An 18020-nucleotide genomic window follows, 5' to 3' on the forward strand; every position below is an offset into this window, starting at 1 on the left:
TCAGAGCAGCGGCTTGAACAGGCTGTAGCTGGTCGGGACGTACCCGAGCGAGTCGTAGAGCCGCTCGGCGGGGGTGTTCCCGGCGAAGACATTGAGGGCGACGCGGCGGCGGCCGGCCGCCACTGCCTGGGCCTCGGCCAGCAGCATCAGGGACCGGCCGTGACCGCGCCCCCGGTACGCCGGATCGGCCTCGACGTCGTACACGAACGCCCGTTCCCGCTGGAGGGCCAGCCAGAGGGTGCCGACCGGGGTGTTCTCGTGTTCCAGGACGCTGAGCAGCATGTCCGGGGTGTGCGCGCCCCGTGGGAGCAGGGTCTCGTGGTCGCGGCGGGCCTTCGCCTCGGCCTGGTCGACGGGGACCCCGCGCTCGGCCCAGTCACGGGCGTACTTGGCGACGGCCGTGCGGTACCAGGCGTCGTAGTCGTCCCCGGTCATGGCCCGTCCGGTGCTGCCGGGCGGCAGTGCGGGGGCGTCCGGGCCGAGGTCCTTGGCCATGCCGGTGTTGCGCACGGTGTAGCCGAGTGAGGTGACCATCCGCAGCGCGGGGCCGTCGGCGGGCACGGTGATCTCGATCCGGCCGCAGCCCCAGCCACGGGCGACCTCCTCGGCGGCCAGCGCGCCGACCGTGCCCCGGCCGCGCCGGCGGTCGGGCTCGTCGATGTGCAGGGCGTCGATCGAGGCGACCGCCGGGCCGAAGACCGGGTCGGTGGCGAGGTGCAGCGTTCCGACGGGGCGGCTGTTCACGCACACCTGGAAGCGGCGGGAGAGCGCCCCGTCGGTGGCGCGCTGGAGCGGCTCGGTCGGCCGCAGGGTGGTGGTCATCATGGGTGTTCTACCCGACCACGACGGCCCGACCGGAACGATTTTCCGGGCGCCCGCGCGGGACCGGCTCAGGGGTCGAGATCGTCCCCGGCGCGCTCGTCGAAGATCCGCATGGCCTTCGCGGTCACCGGGCCGGTGACGCCAGGCAGGTCACGGCCGTCGAGCCGGTGCACGGCCTGGACGTCCCGCAGGGTGGAGGTGAGGAAGACCTCGTCGGCCCGGCCGAGCACGTCCAGCGGCAGATCGGCCTCCTTGGCGCCGGTCCACTCCACGGCGAGCGCGCGGGTGATGCCCGCGAGACAGCCGGAGGCGAGCGGCGGGGTGTGGATCTGGCCGTCGAGCACCACGAACACATTGGACCCCGTGCCCTCGCACAACTGCCCGACCGTGTTCCCGAACAGCGCCTCGCTGGCCCCCTGTTCCTGCGCCCGTGCCAGCGCGACCACGTTCTCCGCGTACGAGGTGGTCTTCAGGCCGGTCAGGGCGCCGCGCTCGTTGCGGGTCCAGGGGACGGTGATCGCGGCCGTGGAGTCCGGGCGGCGGGTGGTCGGGCCGACGGCGACGACCAGGGTCGGGCCATGGGTGCCGCGGTCGGAGCCGAGCGGGCCGTGGCCGCCGGTGTAGGTGATGCGCAGCCGGCCGAGCGGCATGGGGTTGGCGGCGAGGACGGCGGCGCAGGCCCGGCGGACCTCGTCGAGGTCGGGCTCGGGCAGACCGAGGCCCCGCGCGGAGCGGCTCAGCCGGTCGAGGTGCCGGGTGAGCGCGAAGGGCGTGCCGTCGACCGCCTTCACCGTCTCGAAGATGCCGTCGCCCACGGTCAGCCCGTGGTCGAAGACGGAGACACGGGCGGAGTCGACGTCCTGGAGTCCGCCGTCGAGCCATAGCTTCACTGGTGCCTACCTCGTCTGCTTCGCCGGGGACGGTCCGGGGCCGCCCCCTTCGTACGTCTCGTACGTCCCCGACGCTACAGCGAGCAGGCGGGACGCCTTCAGCTCGGTCTCCCGCCACTCCGCCTCGGGGTCCGAGCCCCAGGTGATGCCCGCGCCGGTGCCGAACCGCAGTTGCCCGGCCGCGCGGTCGATCCAGAAGGTCCGGATGCCGACGGCCAGCTCGCCCGTCCCGCGATCGGCGTCGACCCAGCCGACGCCCCCGCAGTACGGACCGCGCGGTGCCGTCTCCAGATCGGCGATGATCCGCAGGGCGCTGGACTTGGGGGCGCCGGTGACCGACCCGGGCGGGAAGGCCGCGGCGAGCAGTTCCGGCCACCCCGCCCCGTCGCGCAGCTCGCCGCGCACGGTGGAGACCAGATGGACCAGCCCCGGGTGCTTCTCGACGGCGCACAGATCGGGGACGGTGACGCTGCCGGTCCCGCACACCCGGCCCAGGTCGTTGCGGACCAGGTCGACGATCATCACGTTCTCCGCGAAGTCCTTCTCCAGCAGGTCCGCCTCGGTCCGTCCGGTGCCCTTGATCGGCCCGGAGTCGACGACCCGGCCGTCCCGGCGCAGGAACAGCTCGGGCGAGGCGGTGGCCACCTCCACCCCGTGACCGGGCAGCCGAATCGTTCCGGCGTACGGCGCCGGGTTGCCCCGGGCGAGCAGCGCGGTGAGGGCGTCCACGTCGGCGCCGGGCGGGACGGGGGCGGTCAGCACCCGGCAGAGATTGGCCTGATACACCTCACCGGCAGCGATATGGGCGCGTATCCGGCGTACGCCCGTCATGTACGCGGCCTGGTCGAGGGAGGTCGTCCAGTCGGTGACGGCCGGTCCCCGCCAGGCGCCCGGCACCGGGGCGGGCACCGGCCGCTCATGGACCTCGGCGAAGCGGGCGCAGGTCAGCCCGCCCTCGAAGTCGGCACAGACGGCCCAGAAGCCACGGGAGTCCAGGGCCGCGGGATCGCTGGTCACATCGAGGAGACCGGTGGCGAGGCGGTCACCGAAGCGGGCGAGGGGAGACAGGTCGAGCACGCCGCCGAGTCTAGGACGGGTGTCCGACGGGCGGCCCGGCCGTCCCGTCGCAGGTGGTCATGGCCGGTGTGCGCATCGGCGCAGGGCAGCACGCTGCACAAACGCGTTTTTGTACTGGCCCCGGAATCCGCTAGAGTTCACCACGTCGCCCGGGACGCGCAAGCCGACCGAAACGACAGGCGGACGTAGCTCAGTTGGTAGAGCGCAACCTTGCCAAGGTTGAGGTCGCGAGTTCGAACCTCGTCGTCCGCTCGCAGAAACAGGGGTCCTCGCGGTCCCCTACACTCCTGGTGGAGTGGCCGAGAGGCGAGGCAACGGCCTGCAAAGCCGTCTACACGGGTTCAAATCCCGTCTCCACCTCCAAGGACGATTAGCTCAGCGGGAGAGCGCTTCCCTGACACGGAAGAGGTCACTGGTTCAATCCCAGTATCGTCCACTGAAGCCGTTCGGCTTCGACCCGCGCGATTAGCTCAGCGGGAGAGCGCTTCCCTGACACGGAAGAGGTCACTGGTTCAATCCCAGTATCGCGCACGCAGTGCCCATGACCGGTTTCGCACGGTGATTCCGTACGAGATTCCGGTCCTGGTCCCGAGGACGATTAGCTCAGCGGGAGAGCGCTTCCCTGACACGGAAGAGGTCACTGGTTCAATCCCAGTATCGTCCACACAGTCCGGAGCCCCCGGCCGTCGCGTACGGCCGGGGGTTTCGTCGTGTTTCCGCTGTCCGTGTCAGCTGGAGAACAACATGCGGCCGAAGCTCTTCTGGCGGTGTCCGTGGCCGTAGTGACCGCCGTGGCCGCCGCCGTGCGGAGCGCCCCAGGCGGGGGCGGGCGGGGCGGGAGCGGCGGGGTACTGCGGGGCGGCCGGCGGGGGCGGCGGGCCGGGCTGGGCCCACTGCGACTCCAGTCGGGTCAGCGCTTCCAGCTCGCCGTAGTCCAGGAAGATCCCCCGACAGTTGTTGCACTGCTCGATCTGAACGCCATTGCGGTTGTACGTCTGCATCTGTCCAGGGCACTTCGGACACTGCATCGTTGGCTCAACTCCTCGCCGGTCGGTCCTGCTTCACGTTTCGCCAGGACAGACACTGTCCGGCGGCGGTCGGTTGCACCCTACTTCGGGAGCGTCCGTTCCCACTCCCCGGGTGTACGTGCGGATCGCTGGGGCTGGGGCAGGGCCGCTATGCGGGCCGCCGCGTCGATCACGGACTGCTCGACCTCGTCCAGGGCGCGGTGCGCGGCGAGGGCCTTGGTGAGGGTGGTGGCGGCGGTCTGGACGGTGAGCGCGCGGGCCGGGACGTCGAGGGCGGGCCAGGGGTCGCCGGTGGGCGGGACGGCGGGGCCCCCGGCGGCGCGGTAGGCGGTGAGGAAACGGGTCCACTCGTCGGGGGCGAGCAGACCGCAGGCGTACCAGGCGGCGGGGCGGGCGAGGTCCCAGGCGGGGGCTCCGACGCCGAGGTCGTCGACGTCTATGAGGCGCCACGGGCCGTCCGGGGCGGGGTGGCGGACGAGTTGGCCGAGGTGCAGATCGCCGTGGCAGACGGCGGTGGCGCCGGACGGCATGGGGGCGTCGGCGCGGGCCCAGGCGGGGAGGGTGGCCCAGGCGCGCAGCACGGGGGCCGCGGCGGGGTGCGCGGTGCCGGTGGCGCGGAGCCGGGCGACGGCGCGGGCCGCCTTCTCCGGGCCGCGCATCGGGGGGAGCGCGGGATCTGGGGCGGGCGTGCGGTGGAGGTCGGCGAGGAGGCCGGCGGCGGCTTCCCAGGGGGCGGCGTCCGGGTCGTCCGGGTCGACGGGGGTGCCGTAGGGCCAGAAGGTGACCAGGCGACCGTGGAGGGGGACCGGGTCCGCGCGGAGCGGGGGGACGAAGACGCCCGGGAGGCGGGCCGCGAGGGCGAGCCGGGCGGTGAGGCGGGCCGGGTCGCTGCCGGGGGCGTGCGCCTTCGCGACGGTGGCCGCGTGCCGGACGACGGTGGCGTCGGGCCGGTCGGCGAGGGTGCCGGAGCCGCAGACGCAGGGCGCCTCGCCGGGGGCGCCGGGGCGGGGGTGCGCCGCGGTGGTGGCCTGCGCGGTGAGCGCGGAGAGAAGGGTGGTCACGGCGGCCTTCGGAGGATGGGGAGAGGTGGTTCGGGTGGAGGGTACGGGAGGGGTCCGCCGGGTGGCGGGGCGGGTCGGGACCGCCTGGCGCTCCGGCCCGGAAAAGGGCAAAGCGATGCCGGCGTAGCTCCCCAGCTACGCCGGCATCATGCCGTCCGCCGCACCCCCGTCCCCACGGGGTTATGGGTGGATGTCCCCGCCCGGACCGCTCTTCCGGGCCTGGGGTCGCCGCTCAGCGCCCCAGCATCACGCCCACGGACGACGCCTGTGTGGCCACTGTCTCCCAGCCGTCGAAGACGACGAGGAGCAGGACCGCCAGGGGAAGGGCCATGATCGTCGCCACCAGGGGGTGGCGGCGGCCCGTACGGTGCTGTCGCTCACGTTCGCGGACGATGCTCCGCGGTGCCGTGTAGGCCATGGTCCCTCTCCTGACCGAATCAGTGTCGTTTGGCAGCGGCGGGTGTCTGACCTCGGGGGACGAGTGCTGCCACCCGCCGCTTGACCTCAAATCTAGGGGCGCGGCGAGCGGTGGGCGTCATGCCCTCGTACCGATTGGCGGGCCTCCCGGAGGATGAGCCCCTTGCAGGTGCGTACTCCCCTGGGTGGAGAACAGGTCCTACGCCTCGGCCTACGTCTCCGGGTCTTCCCGGAGGGGGCGTCCGGTCTGTCCGGACTTTTCCGAGCCGTCCGCCCGGGGGACCGGCTGCTCGACGAGGGCCAGGACCCGCGTCGCCATGAAGCGGGCCGTGCGCACCACGGCCCCGGTGCGAGTGACTTCGCTCACTTCGACGACGCCTCTGCGGACCGCCGTCTCCACCCGGCGGCCGGCGCGGCTCGCCACCACCTCGTACGTACGGGTCGTGTCCCCCGCGTCCACGACTATCTCCACCCGGTCACCCTTCACGCGGCCAATCTCCCTTCGACGTCGGTCCGTTGGGATCGAGGGCGGGGCCAAGCCGCCCTGATTGCACGCTCTCTGACCACGCTTCAAGTCTCCCACCCGGCACTGACAATCCGCCGGGCCCAGAGGGCGCGGCCTCTGCGCGCGGGCGGCCGGGTAAACGTAAGCTGTGGCTCGTCATACGGACCGGGCAGCGGGGATGAACATGGCGATGATGCGCCTGAGGCGCGAGGACCCGCGCGTGGTCGGCTCGTTCAAGCTCCACAGACGGCTCGGCGCGGGCGGCATGGGCGTGGTCTATCTGGGCTCGGACAAGAAGGGCCAGCGGGTCGCGCTGAAGGTGATCCGGCCGGATCTGGCGGAGGACCAGGAGTTCCGCTCCCGGTTCGCGCGGGAGGTGTCCGCCGCCCGGCGGATTCGCGGCGGCTGTACGGCGCGGCTGGTGGCGGCGGACCTGGAGGCGGAGCGCCCGTGGTTCGCCACGCAGTACGTGCCCGGCCCCTCGCTGCACGACAAGGTGGCCGACCAGGGCGCGCTCAGCGCGGCCGAGGTCGCCATGGTGGGCGCCGCGCTGTCCGAGGGACTGGTCGCGGTGCACGAGGCCGGGGTGGTCCACCGGGACCTCAAGCCGTCCAACATCCTGCTGTCGCCCAAGGGGCCCCGGATCATCGACTTCGGGATCGCCTGGGCCACCGGCGCGTCCACGCTCACCCATGTCGGTACGGCGGTCGGCTCGCCCGGCTTCCTCGCCCCGGAGCAGGTGCGCGGGGCGCTGGTCACCCCGGCGACCGATGTGTTCTCGCTGGGCGCCACGCTGGCGTACGCCTCGACCGCGGACTCGCCGTTCGGGCACGGCAGTTCCGAGGTGATGCTGTACCGGGTCGTGCATGAGGAGGCGCATCTGCACGGCGTCCCGGACGCGCTGGCGCCGCTCGTCCGGGCGTGTCTGGCGAAGGACCCCGAGGACCGGCCCAGCACGCTGGATCTGTCGCTGCGGCTCAAGGAGATCGCCGCGCGGGAGGCGCAGGACCTGTACGACGGCCGTCCGCCCGCGCCGCGCGCCGCGGAGGCGGACCGGCCCACCGGGCGCCTCGCCGACACCTACCCGGAGCCGCAGCGGACGCAGCGGCGGCCCCAGGGGACGGCTCCGGGGCAGCGGGGGACCACTCCCCCGCCGCGCGGGGGGATGCCTTCGCGCGGAGCGGGCCCCGTGCGGGGCAACGCGCCCTCGCGGGGCGGCGGCGCGTCCCGGCCGAACGGGACCGGCACCGGGGCCTCCCGGACGAACGGGACCGGCACGGGCACCGCACGGCAGGGAGCCAGGCCCACGCCCGCCGCGCGGAACTCCACCGGGTCCGGCACCAGGCCCGCGCCGCGGCGGCAGCCCCCGCGCGGGACGGCGACCCGGCTGCGGCCCGCCAACCCCCGGCTGCTGCGTCAGCGGATCTTCGTGTTCGTGGTGGTGACGCTGATCGTGGCGCTGGGGATCGCGCTGGTGCAGGGGCTCTCGGGCTGACGGGCGCCTGGGGGCGGTCGTCGCTGAGGGCCCCCCTTAGGGCCGTCGTTCGCGAGAACGCCCCCTATAGGCGGTCGTCATACGTGGCCGCCATACATGGCCGTCGTAGGGGGTCGCCGTTCATGGTCGCCATACGTGGTCGCCGATAGATGGGGTCGCCTGGGTCGTGCCCGCCCCGGGGAGCCCGTCCAGTGCCGGTCAGAGGTTCGGGCGGCCCGTCGCCACCGCGTAGAAGGCGACCGCCGCCGCCGCGCCCACGTTGAGGGAGTCGACTCCGTGGGCCATCGGGATGCGGACCCATTCGTCGGCGGCGACCAGGGCCTGGGTGGAGAGGCCGTCGCCCTCGGCGCCCAGCATCAAGGCCACCCGGTCCATGCGGTGCGGCGCCGCCTCGTCGAGGGAGCTGGCCTTCTCGTCGGGGGTGAGGGCGAGCAGGGTGAAGCCCGCCTCGCGGACCGAGTCCAGCCCCTTGGGCCAGGTGCCGAGACGGGCGTACGGGACGGAGAAGACCGCGCCCATGGAGACCTTCACGCTGCGGCGGTACAGGGGGTCGGCGCAGTCGGGGGACAGCAGGACCGCGTCCATGCCGAGGGCCGCTGCGGAGCGGAAGATCGCGCCGATGTTGGTGTGGTCGTTGACCGACTCCATGACGACCACCCGGCGGGCCGTGCGCAGCAGGTCGGCGGCGGTCGGGAGCGGCTTGCGCTGCATGGAGGCGAGGGCGCCGCGGTGGACGTGGTAGCCGGTGACCCGCTCGGCGAGTTCGGGGCTGACCGCGTAGACCGGGGCGGGCAGTTCGTCGATCACATCGCGCATGACGTCGACCCACTTCGCGGAGAGCAGCATGGAGCGCATCTCGTAGCCCGCGTCCTTGGCGCGGCGGATCACCTTCTCGCCCTCGGCGATGAACAGGCCCTCGGCGGGTTCGCGCTTGCGCCGCAGTTCGACGTCGGTCAGGCCCGTGTAGTCGCTCAGGCGCGGGTCGTCGGGGTCGTCGACGGTGATGAGATCGGCCACAGGGTGATACTGCCTTGTCGTACGTGCGGTGCCAACGGCTCGGGACGGTTGTGTTACCGGGGGTTACTCGGGGAGTGGCCCTGATGCGGGGGGCGGGGGCGGGCCGACGTTCACGACGGCGCCCATGACGATCACCGTCGGGGGCTTCACCTCGTGCGCGCGGACCGTCTCCGCGACCGCGGCGAGGGTCGTGTCCACCCGGCGCTGGGCGGCGGTGGTGCCCTCCTGGACCAGGGCGACCGGCGTGTCCGGGGACTTGCCGTGCGCCATCAGGGTGTCGGCGATCGCACCGATCTTGTCGACGCCCATCAGGACCACCAGTGTGCCGAAGAGCTTGGCGAGGGACGCCCAGTCGACCAGGCAGTTCGGGTCGTCCGGTGCGATATGGCCGCTGACCACGGTGAACTCATGGGCCACGCCCCGGTGGGTGACGGGGATACCGGCCGCGCCGGGCACCGAGATCGCGGAGGAGATCCCGGGGACGACCGTGCAGGGGACACCGGCCTCGGCGAGCGCCCGCACCTCCTCCATGCCCCGGCCGTACACGTACGGGTCGCCGCCCTTGAGGCGGACCACCGATCTGCCCCGGCGGGCGTGTTCGATCAGGGTGTTGTTGATCGCCTCCTGGGCCATGAAGCGGCCGTAGGGGATCTTCGCCGCGTCGATCACCTCCACATGCGGCGGGAGTTCGGCGAGCAGATCGCGGGGGCCGAGCCGGTCGGTGACGACGACATCGGCCTCGGCGAGCAGCCGCCTGCCGCGCACGGTGATCAGGTCCGGGTCGCCGGGGCCGCCGCCGACCAGGGCGACTCCGGGGACGCGGGTGCGGTGGTGCGGGGCGACGAGGGTGCCGTCGCGCAGGCCCTCGACCACCGCGTCCCGGACGGCGGCGGTGTGGCGGGGGTCGCGGGACCTGGAGTCGGTGGTGAGGATCGCGACCGTCACGCCCTCGCTGTGCCCGGTCGCCGGGGTCCAGGCGGTGGCCCGGTCGGCGTCGTCCGCGCGGACCGCCCACACCCGGTGCCGTTCCGCCTCGGCCGAGGCGGCGGTGTTGGCGGCGGGGTCGCTGGTGGCGATCAGGGCGTACCAGGCGTCGGCGAGGTCGCCGTCCGCGTACCGGCGTCGCTGCCAGGTGATCTCCCCGGCGTCGGCCATGGCCTCGACGGACGGGGTGGCCTCCGGGGAGATCAGCAGGACGCGGGCGCCCGCGGCGACCAGGGCGGGCAGGCGGCGCTGGGCCACCTGGCCCGCGCCGAGCACGACGACCTCGCGGCCGGCCAGGCGGAGTCCTACCGGGTAGGCGGGGTGTTCTGCCATGGGTCGGGCTCCTTGCGCGGGCGGCGGTGCGGGGTGGTGCGGCGTGGTGGTACGGCGTGGTGCGGCGTGACGTTCCTGGGGACAGTCCCTGGGGACAGTGACTGTCCCCAGGGACGCCGTGACGGTCGGATCTTATGCCGGGCGGGGGCTCCGGCCCCGGGAGGCTACTTCTCGGTGACTCCCGCCGAGTCGAAGGTCGCCACCTCGTGCATCGCCCGCGCCGTGCTCTGGACCATCGGGAGGGCCAGCAGCGCGCCCGTGCCCTCGCCGAGGCGCAGGTCCAGGTCGACCAGCGGACGCAGACCGAGCTTGTTGAGGGCGGCCACATGACCCGGCTCCGCGCTGCGGTGCCCGGCGATGCAGGCGGCCAGCACCTCGGGGGCGATGGCCCGCGCGACCAGGGCCGCCGCGCCCGCGCTCACCCCGTCCAGGATCACCGGCGTCCGCAGCGACGCGCCGCCCAGCAGCAGACCGACCATCGCCGCGTGCTCCAGACCGCCGACCGCCGCGAGCACCCCGATGGGGTCGGACGGGTCGGGCTGATGGAGTTCGATGGCCCGGCGGACCACCTCCGTCTTGCGGGCGAGGGTCTCGTCGTTGATCCCGGTGCCCCGGCCGGTGACCTCGGAGGGGTCGGTGTCCGTGAAGACCGAGATCAGCGCGGCGGACGCGGTGGTGTTCGCGATGCCCATCTCGCCGGTCAGCAGCGCCTTGTTCCCGGCGGCGACCAGATCGCGGGCGGTCTCGATGCCCACCTCGATGGCCGCCTTGACCTCCTCGCGGGTCATCGCCGGACCGGTGGTCATGTCGGCGGTGCCCGCGCGGACCTTGCGCGGCAGCAGCCCCGGCGTCGCCGGAAGGTCGCAGGCCACGCCCACGTCCACCACGCACACCTCGGCGCCGACCTGCGCCGCGAACGCGTTGCAGACCGCGCCGCCGCCGAGGAAGTTGGCCACCATCTGGGCGGTGACCTCCTGCGGCCACGGTGTCACGCCCTGGGCGTGCACCCCGTGGTCACCGGCGAAGATAGCGACGGCCGCGGGCTCCGGGATCGGCGGCGGGCACTGCCGGGACAGCCCGGCGAGCTGGGCGGAGATGATCTCCAGCATTCCGAGCGCACCGGCCGGTTTCGTCATCCGCTTCTGCCGCTCCCACGCCTCGCCGAGCGCCTTGGCGTCCAGCGGGCGGATCTGGGCGACGGTCTCGCCCAGCAGATCGTGCGGCTGCTCACCGGGCAGCGCGCGACGGCCGTACGTCTCCTCGTGCACCACCCAGGACAGCGGGCGGCGGCGGGACCAGCCCGACTGGGCCAGCTCGGGCTCGTCCGGGAACTCGTCGACGTATCCCACGCACAGGTACGCCACGACCTCCAGGTGTTCGGGCAGGCCGAGGGCGCGGACCATCTCGCGCTCGTCGAAGAAGGAGACCCAGCCGACGCCGAGGCCCTCCGCGCGGGCGGCGAGCCAGAGGTTCTCCACGGCGAGCGCGGAGGAGTACGGGGCCATCTGCGGCTGGGTGTGGCGGCCGAGGGTGTGGCGCCCGCCGCGCGTGGGATCGGCGGTGACGACGATGTTGACCGGGGTGTCGAGGATCGCCTCGATCTTCAGTTCCTTGAACTGCTTCGCCCGGCCCTTCGGCAGCGACTTGGCGTAGGCGTCGCGCTGGCGGGTGGCCAGCTCGTGCATCGCGCGGCGGGTCTCGGTGGACCGGATCACCACGAAGTCCCAGGGCTGCGAGTGGCCCACGGAGGGCGCGGTGTGCGCGGCCTCCAGGACCCGGAGCAGCACCTCGTGCGGGATGGGGTCCGCGCGGAAGCCGTTGCGGATGTCCCGGCGCTCCCGCATCACCTTCAGCACGGCCTCGCGCTCGGCGTCGTCGTAGGCGGGCGCGGGCGGGGGGAGGTCCGGGGCGGGGGACTCCACGGCGGGCTCCGCCGGGAGCGGGAGCGGGGTGGGCTCGGGGGTCTCGGCGGGGGGTACGGGCTGTTGTGGTGCGGCGGTCGTTTCTGTCACGGGTGGTGCGTCTGCTGTCTGCGGTTGTGGTGGTTCCGGTAGGTCTGTCGTCGCCGGGGGCACGGGGCTCGGCGGGTCCTGCGGTGCCGCTTCGACGGGCTGCGCGGGCGGGGTCTCCGCCACGGCGGGGGCGGGCTCCTCGTCCTCCTGGTCGGCGGCGCGGGTGTCCAGCTCGTCGGCGTGCTGGACGAGTCCGGCGTCCGGCTCCGCCACCACCGGGAGGTCCTGCTCGGCCTCGCGGGGGGCGGGGACGACGGGTTCCGGCGGAGCGGGAAGCGCTGACGCCGGGGGCGCGGATGCCGGGGGCGCGGATGCCGGGGGCTGGGCGGCCGACGGGGCGGTCTCCGGCGGGACGGTCTCCGGCGGGACGGGGACGGCTTCGGACGGTACGGCGACCGCCGCTTCCGGCGGTACGGGGAGCGGGTGCGGCGGAGTGGGGGTCAGGTGCGGGGTGGTGGGCGCCTGGCCGTCCACGGGGACGAACTCCCCTACGGGTTGCGGGAGTTGGGGGACTTGGACGGGGTCCGGGGCGGGTGCGGGCGGGGCCTCAGAAGTCGCCGGGAGGGTGGTCTGTATGGGGGCCAGGGCGGGGGCGTCCGGCACCGGCTGCTGGGTAGCGGGGTCTTCGGCCACTGGTGCGGGCGTCGGCTCCGGCGCGGGCGCCTCGGCTGCCGGGGCGGGGACGGGAACGGGGGCGGGCGTCTCGGCCGGCGCTTCGGCGGCGGGGGGCGGCGCGGGTGCTTCGGCTGCCGCTTCCGTCAGAGGGGTCGGCGCGGGCGCCTCGGCTGCCGCTTCGGCGATGGGCGCGGGCTCCTCGGCCGGTGCTTCCGGCACGGTAACCGGAGCGGGGACGGGGACGGGCTCGGCGACGGTGGCTGTCACCGCGGGCCCGGCGATCGGCTCGGCGACCGGCTCCGCAGGGACCGTCCCCTCTTCCTCCACCACCGGCTCCGGTGTCGCCACGACCGCCGGGCCAACCGTTTCCGCAGGGTTCGCGGCGGCGGGGACGGCCTGGGGAGCGATCGGCTCCTCGGGCTCCGGCGCGGGCGTCGGGGCCGTCGCCGCCACGGGTTCAGGGGCGGGCGCCGGGATGGGCGCCGGGGCGGCTACGGCGACCGGTGCCGCCGCTCCCCAGGGCGCCGCGCTCTGCGGGGCCGCCTCGCGGGGGACGTCCAGGTACTCGGGGCCGGTCGCCGGGGTGGCGGGGCGGCGGGCCGGTACGCCCGCGGGGCCACGGTCGGCGAGGGAGCGGACCGGGCTGGCGGAGGCGTCGGGCGTGGGCGGACCGAGGTGCAGCGGGCGGCGCGGCGCCACCGGCGTCCCGGCGGCGGGCGTGGCCCCGGGGACGGGCGTACCGGCGGGCGGGGTCGCGGTGGCGACGGGGGTGCCGCCAGGAGGCGTGGCCCCCACCGGCGTACCCGCGGCCGGGGTCGCCCCGGCCACCGGCGTACCCCCGGCGGGCGTACCTCCCGGCACGGGGCCGTCCGGCACGGAACCACCCGGCGGCACAGCGAAATCCGGCACGGAAGCCGTCGACAACACCGGATCGCCCGGCACAGGACCACCGGTCACCGGACCACCAGGAACCGCGGCACCCGGAACCACACCGCCCGTCACCGCATCGCCCGGAACCACACCACTCGTCACCGGACCACCAGGAACCGCACCACCAGGAGCCACACCACCCGTCACCGGACCACCAGAAACCGGCCCCCCCGCAACCACACCCCCGATGACCGTCCCCCCCGGCGGCGTCGCGCCCGGCGGGGTCCCCCCCACCACACGGGCGCCCGTCAGGTCGACGCCGGACAGATCGACGTGGCCGCTGTCGCGGCCCGCGGTCTCGTGGGGGCCGGGCTGGTGCACGGCCTCGACCACCGGCTCGGGCGCGGGCGGCGCGACCTCGTTGCCCCAGGCGCCCTGGGCGCCCGGCAGCAGCAGGTCCTCGTCCTCGGCGGGGCTCTCGGAGAGGTAGCCGTACACGGGGGGCTGCTCCGCCGTGCCCGCGTACTCCGGCAGCCCCTCGCCCGGGATCTGGCCGGTGTCGGTCATGCGTACCCCTCGCCCATCGGTTAGTGCTCCTGCCAGCTCACCCGGAACGGCGCGCCGACCGCCCCGCCGTGAAGAACGAGCGGGCGTGCCGAGCGGCACGAACGACCCGCCGGAAAAGACGACAAAGCCATACGGTGGCATTGTCGCGGCCGATCACCCGCCATGGCAGCTCGATCCATGACGGCCCGCTGTGGACTACGCCACGTTGCGCGTCCCCCGCTCTCCGCCGTACCACACCCGTCCCAAAAGGGTCGGGTTTTCCGGACATTGACCGACGGTTCGACGGGTGTCCGGCTGCGGTGCGACGGTCGGCCAGCCTACCGCGCGCAGTACGACAAGCGGATCACCGGGAGCCTTTCCGGGCGCCCTTATGTCCGGCTCTGCCGCCCTTCGTCAGGCCCGGCCCAGCTCGCCGCTGATCAGGAAGGCGACACTGCGTTCGGTCTCCGTCCAGGCGCGCGTGTCGAGTTGGACGGACTGGAGCAGGGCGCACTCGACGCGGTAGCCGTGCTCGGTCAGATCGCGGCCGATGCGCTCGGCGGCGTCCCGGGTCGCGGCGTGGGTGACGATCCGCTGCGGGCGGCGGTCGGCGACGGCCTGGACGACCGCCGCTCCCCCGCCGCCGACCCGGACGACATCGGGTTCGGGGAGGGTCTCCAGGGCGTGCGGGGCGGTGCCGTGGACGATCTGGAGGTGGACGCCGAAGCGCCGGGCGGCGGCGTCGGCGCGGGCACAGGCGCGGGGGTCGCGGTCGACGGCGATGACGGCGGCCCCCGCGGCGGCGGCCTCGGTGGCGAAGGCCCCGGCGCCGCAGCCGATGTCCCAGACGAGGTCGCCGACGCGCGGGCCGAGACGGGCGAGCTGGGCGGCGCGCAGCATCTCCCGTTCGCCCTCGGCGAGTTCACCGCCGTACGCCTCGGCGGGGCGGGTCCAGCCACGGGGTCCGGCGGCCGGGTCGCGGCCCGCGATCCAGCCGCCGTCCTCGGGGGCCGGGCCGACGGGTCCGCCGATGACGATGACCACGTTGGGGTCGCGCCAGGTGTGGTCGGCGGCCTTGTCGGAGGTGACGACGGAGACCTGTTCGCGGCCGGTGCCGAGTTCCTCGCAGACCACGAAGGTGCGGTGCACGCCGTCGAGCAGGAGGCCGAGTTCGGCGGGGCCCGCGCCGGGTGAGGTGAGGACGGCGACCTTGCTGTGGGCACGGCACACATTGACCGCGCGGCGCAGGGTGCGGCGGTGGGCGACGACCACTTCGGCGTCGTCCCAGGGCATCCCGGCGCGGGCGAACGCGGCGGCGACGGACGAGACGGCGGGGACGACCTCGACCTCCAGGCCGTGCTCGGGCGCCCGGAGGGTGCGGACGACGCCGAAGAAGCCGGGGTCGCCGTCGGCGAGGACGACCGCCGTGCCGCGGTGGGCGGCGATCCGGCGGGCGGCGAGGGGGAGGCTGCCGAGGCGGACGCGTTCGGCGGCGGCGGGCAGCTCGGGCAGGGCCAGGTGGTGGGCGGCACCGGCCACGAGAGTGGCGGCGGCGAGGGCGGAGCGGGCGGCGGCGGTCAGCGGCGAGCCGTCCCAGCCGATCACCGTGACCCGGTCGGCCATGGTCGTCAGTCTCCAGGGGTTCACACAGGTCGGGGGGTGTGCTCGCGCCGGGCGCGGGCCCCGTGAGCCTACCCCGGGGCCGGCGGGGAGTGCGGCAGCGCGTCCGGTGGGGGCCGATCGCCGCCGCGGCGCGCGCCGGCGTTCCGGTCGGAGGTCAGTTCCAGTCGGGGTACGAGCTGAAGCCGCCGGTGTCCGCGTACCGTCCCCCGGTGCCCTCCAGGTCCTCCGGGAGGAGGCTCCAGACGATGTAGTCGGTGCGGGCCTCGCTCCAGGTGCCGTTCTCGGCGCGGACCCGCGCTATGCAGGCGCCGCGCAGGACGCCCTCGCTGATGGAGCCGATCTTCTGGGCGACCTGCTGGGCGGCGGTGTTGTCGGCGGCGGTGCGCAGTTCGATCCGTTCGAAGCGCTGGTCGTGGAAGAGCCAGCGGGCGGTGGCGAGGGCGGCCTCGCAGGCGTAGCCCTCGCCGCGGGCCCAGGGGGCGACGACGTACATCAGTTCGGTGGAGCGGACGTGCCAGTCCGTCTTGTCCAGGCGGACGACGCCGACCAGCCGCTGGGTGAGGAACTCGGTGACGGCCAGGGCGAGTCCGTGTCCGGCGGCCCGTTCGGCGGGGGCGCCGCGGGTGATCCAGGCGCGGGCGTCGGCCTCGGAGAACGGGTGCCGTACATCGGTCCAGGCGATGACCTGCTCGTCGTTCATCATGTCGGTCAGCGCGGGCACGTCGTCGTCCTCCAGGGGACGCAGCACCAACCGCTCCGTGCTGATGGAGATGGTGGGGAAGGTGCTCTTCATGCGCCGCTCCGTAACCGTCGGTGTGACCTTCTCGACCGTCAGGTCCTGCGTCAGGTCGCTGCTGAACTGCCCAGCATGCAGCATCGCGGGAGCGGAACGCACCACGGGGTGCGCCCCGTGGCGGGGGGCGCACCCCGTGGTGCGGACGGCGGACGGGGTCAGCCGGTGGTCACCGGCAGGACCGAGCCCTGGTAGGTGTCCTCGATGAACTTCTTCACCTCGGCGGAGGCCAGCAGCTTCACCAGCTTCGCGACCCGGGGATCGTCCTCGTCGCCGCGTTTGACGGCGAGGATGTTGGCGTAGGGGTTGTCCTTCGCCGACTCCAGCAGGATCGCGTCCTTGGCCGGGCTGAGGCCGGCGTCCTGCGCGAAGTTGTTGTTGATGACCGCGGCGTCCACGTCGTCCAGCGAGCGGGGCAGCTGGGCCGGTTCCAGTTCCTTGATGGTCAGGTTCTTCGGATTGGCCGTGATGTCCGCGGGGGACGCGTCCGTACCGGCCCCGTCCTTGAGCGTGATGACGCCCTCGGCGGCCAGCAGACGCAGGGCGCGGCCCTCGTTGGTGGTGTCGTTGGGGACGGCGACGGTGGCCCCGTCGGGCAGCGCGCCGACGTCCTCGACCTGCTTGGAGTACACGCCCATGGGCGGCAGGTAGGCGTCGGCGACCGGGACCAGGTCGGTGCCCTTGGCCTGGTTGAAGTCGTCCAGGTAGGGCTTGTTCTGGTACAGGTTCGCGTCCAGCGAGCCCTCCTGGAGGGCGGTGTTGGGCACGACGTAGTCGGTGAACTCGCGGATCTCCAGGGAGAGCCCGGCGTCGGCGGCCAGGTGGTCCTTGATGTGGGTCAGGACCTCACCGGCCGGGACGGCGGTCGCGCCGACGACGAGGGTGCCCCCGTCGTCGGCGGTGCCGGAGTCCGCGCCGGAGCCGGAGCCGCACGCGGTGAGTCCGAGGGCCAGGGCGACGGCGGCGGCGGTGAGCAGTGCGGGGCGGGTCTTCATGGTGCGGTGTCCGCCGGTGCTCAGAAGGCGGCGACGACGGAGCCGTCGTAGGTGTCGTCGATGAACTTCTTGACCTCGGGCGAGGTGAGCAGCTTGGCGAGCCGCTGGATGCGCGGGTCGTTCTCGTCGCCCTTCTTGACGGCGAGGAAGTTGCCGTACGGGTTGTCCGTGGGGGACTCGGCGACCAGGGCGTCCTTCGCGGGGCTGAGGTCGGCCTCCAGGGCGTAGTTGCCGTTGATCACGGCCGCGTCGACATCGGCGAGGGAGCGCGGCAGCTGGGCCGCCTCCAGCTCCTTGAACTTCAGTTCCTTGGGGTTGGTCGCGATGTCCTTGGGCGTGGCCTCGTAGCCGGTGCCGGGCTTCAGGGTGATGAGGCCGTTGGCCTCCAGCAGCTTCAGCGCGCGGGCCTCGTTGGTCGTGTCGTTGGGGACGGCGACCGTGGCGCCCTTCTTGAGGTCGTCCAGGCTCTTGGCGCTGTCGGAGTAGACGCCGAGCGGCTCCAGGTGGACGGTGGCGCCGGGCACGGCGACGATGTCGGTGCCGTTCTTCTTGTTGAAGTCGTCCAGGTACGGCTGGTGCTGGAAGTAGTTGGCGTCGACCTCGCCCTGCTGGACGGCGGTGTTGGGGGTCACGTAGTCGGTGAACTCCTTGACCTCCAGTTCCAGTCCGGCGTCCTTGGCGAGGTTGTCCTTCACGTAGGTGAGGATCTGGCCCTGCGGAGTGGCGGTGGCGGCGATGGTGAGCGGTCCGCTCGCCTCGGCGGAGGCGGAGTCGTCCTCCGAGCCGCAGGCGGAGAGCCCGAGGGTGAGGGCTCCGACGGCGAGGACAGCGGTGGTGATCTTGGCGGTGTTACGCACGAAAAGTGCCTTTCCTGTGGGGTGGTGCGCCCCGCGGTGGTGTGCGGGGAGTCTGGTGGGTGACGCGGCGTCCGGTGGCC

At 73.8% G+C, this 18020-nt stretch carries 15 protein-coding genes and 5 tRNA genes; 6 read left to right on the plus strand and 14 right to left on the minus strand.

Annotation, left to right across the window (positions count from 1 at the left end; genetic code table 11):
* From AB0D49_RS10050 to AB0D49_RS10060, 3 genes are all read right to left on the minus strand, one after another.
* A complete protein-coding gene (locus AB0D49_RS10050; protein ID WP_362753768.1) occupies positions 1 to 825 on the minus strand; it encodes a GNAT family N-acetyltransferase in 825 nt (274 codons plus the stop codon).
* A 65-nt stretch (positions 826 to 890) separates the two neighbouring features.
* Positions 891 to 1712, minus strand: a complete 822-nt coding sequence (locus AB0D49_RS10055; RefSeq protein WP_362753771.1) for an aminodeoxychorismate lyase — start codon at positions 1710 to 1712, stop codon at positions 891 to 893.
* 6 nt (positions 1713 to 1718) lie between these two features.
* Positions 1719 to 2789 carry a chorismate-binding protein gene (locus AB0D49_RS10060; RefSeq protein ID WP_362753774.1) on the minus strand — a complete coding sequence of 357 codons (1071 nt, stop codon included), beginning with the start codon at positions 2787 to 2789 and terminating at the stop codon, positions 1719 to 1721.
* Between the two features lie 179 nt (positions 2790 to 2968).
* On the opposite strand from AB0D49_RS10060, the gene AB0D49_RS10065 reads away from it, so the two are divergent.
* The 5 genes from AB0D49_RS10065 (at position 2969) to AB0D49_RS10085 (ending at position 3453) form a co-directional block, all read left to right on the plus strand.
* Positions 2969 to 3041: transfer RNA gene (locus AB0D49_RS10065), tRNA-Gly, on the plus strand.
* Positions 3042 to 3078: 37 nt separating this feature from the next.
* Positions 3079 to 3152: transfer RNA gene (locus tag AB0D49_RS10070), tRNA-Cys, on the plus strand.
* 1 nt (position 3153) lies between these two features.
* Positions 3154 to 3225 (plus strand) — tRNA-Val (locus AB0D49_RS10075).
* 23 nt (positions 3226 to 3248) lie between these two features.
* A tRNA-Val gene (locus AB0D49_RS10080) sits at positions 3249 to 3320 on the plus strand.
* Between the two features lie 61 nt (positions 3321 to 3381).
* Positions 3382 to 3453, plus strand: a tRNA-Val gene (locus AB0D49_RS10085).
* Positions 3454 to 3517: 64 nt separating this feature from the next.
* Here AB0D49_RS10085 and AB0D49_RS10090 read toward each other — a convergent pair.
* The 4 genes from AB0D49_RS10090 to AB0D49_RS10105 form a co-directional block, all read right to left on the minus strand.
* Positions 3518 to 3817, minus strand: a complete 300-nt coding sequence (locus AB0D49_RS10090; RefSeq protein ID WP_362753777.1) for a zf-TFIIB domain-containing protein — start codon at positions 3815 to 3817, stop codon at positions 3518 to 3520.
* 80 nt (positions 3818 to 3897) lie between these two features.
* On the minus strand, positions 3898 to 4878 hold the full coding sequence (locus AB0D49_RS10095; RefSeq protein ID WP_362753780.1) for an aminoglycoside phosphotransferase family protein: 981 nt from the start codon (positions 4876 to 4878) through the stop codon (positions 3898 to 3900).
* 232 nt (positions 4879 to 5110) lie between these two features.
* Positions 5111 to 5296, minus strand: coding sequence for a hypothetical protein (locus AB0D49_RS10100; protein WP_362753783.1), 186 nt, complete (start codon positions 5294 to 5296; stop codon positions 5111 to 5113).
* 210 nt (positions 5297 to 5506) lie between these two features.
* A complete protein-coding gene (locus AB0D49_RS10105) occupies positions 5507 to 5782 on the minus strand; it encodes a hypothetical protein (protein WP_362753786.1) in 276 nt (91 codons plus the stop codon).
* A 196-nt stretch (positions 5783 to 5978) separates the two neighbouring features.
* Between AB0D49_RS10105 and AB0D49_RS10110 the strand changes: the two genes are divergently transcribed.
* A complete protein-coding gene (locus AB0D49_RS10110) occupies positions 5979 to 7295 on the plus strand; it encodes a serine/threonine-protein kinase (protein ID WP_362754573.1) in 1317 nt (438 codons plus the stop codon).
* A gap of 198 nt (positions 7296 to 7493) precedes the next feature.
* On the opposite strand, the gene AB0D49_RS10115 is transcribed toward AB0D49_RS10110, so the two are convergent.
* From AB0D49_RS10115 to AB0D49_RS10145, 7 genes are all read right to left on the minus strand, one after another.
* Positions 7494 to 8312 (minus strand): RNA methyltransferase, encoded by an 819-nt coding sequence (locus tag AB0D49_RS10115; protein WP_362753789.1) that lies wholly within the window; start codon positions 8310 to 8312, stop codon positions 7494 to 7496.
* 63 nt (positions 8313 to 8375) lie between these two features.
* Entirely contained in the window at positions 8376 to 9629 is a 1254-nt protein-coding gene (cobA, locus tag AB0D49_RS10120) for a uroporphyrinogen-III C-methyltransferase (RefSeq protein ID WP_362753792.1), read from the minus strand.
* Positions 9630 to 9793: 164 nt separating this feature from the next.
* Positions 9794 to 13693, minus strand: coding sequence for a nicotinate-nucleotide--dimethylbenzimidazole phosphoribosyltransferase (gene cobT / locus AB0D49_RS10125; RefSeq protein WP_362753795.1), 3900 nt, complete (start codon positions 13691 to 13693; stop codon positions 9794 to 9796).
* Positions 13694 to 14086: 393 nt separating this feature from the next.
* A complete protein-coding gene (cbiE, locus tag AB0D49_RS10130) occupies positions 14087 to 15295 on the minus strand; it encodes a precorrin-6y C5,15-methyltransferase (decarboxylating) subunit CbiE (RefSeq protein WP_362753798.1) in 1209 nt (402 codons plus the stop codon).
* A gap of 154 nt (positions 15296 to 15449) precedes the next feature.
* Positions 15450 to 16088 (minus strand): GNAT family N-acetyltransferase, encoded by a 639-nt coding sequence (locus tag AB0D49_RS10135; protein WP_362754576.1) that lies wholly within the window; start codon positions 16086 to 16088, stop codon positions 15450 to 15452.
* A 158-nt stretch (positions 16089 to 16246) separates the two neighbouring features.
* The gene (locus tag AB0D49_RS10140; RefSeq protein ID WP_362753801.1) at positions 16247 to 17083 is read right to left on the minus strand and encodes a MetQ/NlpA family ABC transporter substrate-binding protein; all 837 of its coding nucleotides are present in this window, start codon (positions 17081 to 17083) and stop codon (positions 16247 to 16249) included.
* Positions 17084 to 17103: 20 nt separating this feature from the next.
* The gene (locus AB0D49_RS10145) at positions 17104 to 17940 is read right to left on the minus strand and encodes a MetQ/NlpA family ABC transporter substrate-binding protein (protein WP_362753804.1); all 837 of its coding nucleotides are present in this window, start codon (positions 17938 to 17940) and stop codon (positions 17104 to 17106) included.
* Positions 17941 to 18020 lie beyond the last annotated feature (80 nt).

It is taken from the genome of Streptomyces sp. NPDC048290, from assembly GCF_040652095.1.
Classification (GTDB): domain Bacteria; phylum Actinomycetota; class Actinomycetes; order Streptomycetales; family Streptomycetaceae; genus Streptomyces.

Coding starts and splice junctions, on each gene's coding strand:
- AB0D49_RS10050 (WP_362753768.1), bottom strand. CDS start 825: ATGATGACCACCACCCTGCGGCCGACCGAGCCGCTCCAGCGCGCCACC.
- AB0D49_RS10090 (WP_362753777.1), bottom strand. CDS start 3,817: ATGCAGTGTCCGAAGTGCCCTGGACAGATGCAGACGTACAACCGCAAT.
- AB0D49_RS10100 (WP_362753783.1), bottom strand. CDS start 5,296: ATGGCCTACACGGCACCGCGGAGCATCGTCCGCGAACGTGAGCGACAG.
- AB0D49_RS10110 (WP_362754573.1), top strand. CDS start 5,979: ATGAACATGGCGATGATGCGCCTGAGGCGCGAGGACCCGCGCGTGGTC.
- cobA (WP_362753792.1), bottom strand. CDS start 9,629: ATGGCAGAACACCCCGCCTACCCGGTAGGACTCCGCCTGGCCGGCCGC.
- cobT (WP_362753795.1), bottom strand. CDS start 13,693: ATGACCGACACCGGCCAGATCCCGGGCGAGGGGCTGCCGGAGTACGCG.
- cbiE (WP_362753798.1), bottom strand. CDS start 15,295: ATGGCCGACCGGGTCACGGTGATCGGCTGGGACGGCTCGCCGCTGACC.
- AB0D49_RS10135 (WP_362754576.1), bottom strand. CDS start 16,088: ATGAAGAGCACCTTCCCCACCATCTCCATCAGCACGGAGCGGTTGGTG.
- AB0D49_RS10140 (WP_362753801.1), bottom strand. CDS start 17,083: ATGAAGACCCGCCCCGCACTGCTCACCGCCGCCGCCGTCGCCCTGGCC.